Here is a 2,197-nt window from a genome sequence, read left to right on the forward strand (position 1 = left end):
CACCCTCATGCAGTTGCGCTTCACTTCGTTCGCTATGACCAGCTTACGGCGGGACTTGCACCCGCAGGAGTACGCCCATGCTGGGCGCACAAGGATGCTGATCGTGCGCTCGATCACTGGCTGGCCAGGCGCGGCGTTGGTGAGAGTAGCGCAAAAATCTACGGCTTCATGTGACGCAAGTGGCTGCGTTGGATGTAGCAGTTCTGTCAGGCAGCCGATGGGCCAGCCGCCGCCGGGCAATTCCTTGAACCTAGTACAACATCCCGCAAAGCCCTTTAATAATTATCGGGCTGTAAATAGGGCTCCAGGAGCGTGATGATCAACTGGGCCATCTCGTCGAGTGTGCCGGTGCCAGGCAGTGGCTCCCAACGCCCACTGTGGGTACGAAAGGCGGCTCCATAGCGTTGGCGGCCGAGCTCGGTCAGCCGGGCCACCACCGTCGGCTCCTCGTCGTCCAGACGTTTGATCAGCAGGTGACGTCCGTAGGCGTGCGTGATGATCTGCTCGTGGCCGAGCAGGCTGCGCAGTTGCCGCTGCAATTCGGCAGGTTTGGCGGGTACGGCTGGCATGTCGATTCTCGATTACGATGCGCCGGTTTGTAGCGGATAGCCCCGGAAGCTCCATTTGAACGGGCGGGCCACCTGATTGTGCGCGCCGACAAACTGCTCGGTGCGTTCGCGCAGGTGCGCGATGCTGGTGTGGCTCGCATGGCGCAGCACTCGGCACGTGTAGCAGGCAAACCAGAGCTCGATCTGATTGACCCAACTCGCGTGCAATGGCGTGAAGTGGAAGTGAAACCGCCCATCGTGCCGCGCGTTGAACGCCTGCCAGACGGCGTGGGCGCGATGCGTGTTGAGGTTATCCCACACCACGTGCACCTGCTTGTCCGGGTACGCGCTTGCACGACGCGCTCCATGAAGGCGACCAGATCATCCTGGGTGCGCCGGTCGCGGCATTCTGCCAGCACCTGTCCGGTATGGACGTCCAGCGCACACGGGCGCGCGTCCCGGGTACTTGCGCTCGATGGCCTGAATGCCGGTCTTCTCGTCGATACTGAGCACCACCGCGTTGCGAGGCGCCTTACGGTACAGCTTGCAAATACCGTTGACCTTCTCGCGAAAGGCCGGATCTGGGCTGTGTAGCCATTGCTGGACCCGGTGCGGGCGCACGTCGCCGGCCTGCAGTATGCGCTGCACCTGGCTGCGGCTGATCTGCCCGACGACACCGCGTTCCACGGCGCGCGCCACAATCTCGTCGAGTGTAGGCGTAACCCGCCCCTCAGGTTCCCGCGTTTCACGCGCCAGCGCGATCAACTGTAGCCGCGCCTCGTGCGTGATGCGTGGCGGACGGCCACTACGCTCGCCCTCGCGAATACCTTGGCACCGTGCTTGGCAATGCGCTTACGCCACAACCGATACATCCAATTCCCGCGCAATGACGGTATTGGAGTGACCCTCGTGGGCCCACAACGCGATTCGTGCGCGCATGACATCTCGCTGCGCAGCCGTCCTGCGTTCGATCAGCGATAGCAATTCCTGTTGTTCTTTCTTCGCCAGTTTCACTGGCGTTGCTTGGCGGCCTCGGCTCATCCCGCCATGATATCCGAGGCGATTAATTATTCAACCTATTTACGGGATGTTGTACTAGCCAGCAAGTCAACAACATGAGTGCGAACCTATCTAGCCCCTCCAGCTCTGCTTGTCACAGGTGGAAACACATACCAGCCACCGTCGCAGTGCCGGAAGAACATGATCGACAGCGTACCAGTAGCGCGGTTGCACTCCACACAAACAAAACGGCTGCGGCAGTCTCGCAGGCGGCCCGTACCGATAACGCGGGGCGGCTCCCCTACGGACGGTGCAAGCCATTTTTCAACCATTGAACGTAACGACTTCTCTGCTCCCATGCTTCCTCCATTGACGGATAGTTGATAGCAATATCGAACGCATTCTGTGCTTTCGTAATGCCACTACAGGCGAAGCGCACGATCCAACCGCCGTCCTTTGGGGCGATAAATGGCCCCAGGTTCGTCCGATTACATTTAACGAACGTCCCTAATATCCCCGACGACATACTCGGACCGACATTTCCCACATGAATTAGGCAGTACACTGAGATCCATCGTGACAAACGGCTAAGTGTTCTGAGTAAACCAATTTCACGAATGAGAGTCAAATGCCAGTCATAAGAAGAACGA

At 59.4% G+C, this 2,197-nt stretch carries 2 protein-coding genes and 1 pseudogene; all 3 read right to left on the reverse strand.

All coding sequences use genetic code 11. The features are described from left to right. Window positions 1-275: 275 nt before the first annotated feature. Window positions 276-569 (reverse strand): hypothetical protein, encoded by a 294-nt coding sequence (locus K309_RS0134610; protein ID WP_029050437.1) that lies wholly within the window; start codon window positions 567-569, stop codon window positions 276-278. A 12-nt stretch (window positions 570-581) separates the two neighbouring features. Then, a pseudogene (locus tag K309_RS38905) lies at window positions 582-1,589 on the reverse strand (transposase). Between the two features lie 259 nt (window positions 1,590-1,848). Beyond that, on the reverse strand, window positions 1,849-2,197 hold a 349-nt coding region (locus K309_RS43675), incomplete at its 5' end, for a hypothetical protein (protein WP_232232651.1).

Source organism: Cupriavidus phytohabitans (genome assembly GCF_000426345.1).
Classification (GTDB): Bacteria; Pseudomonadota; Gammaproteobacteria; order Burkholderiales; family Burkholderiaceae; genus Cupriavidus.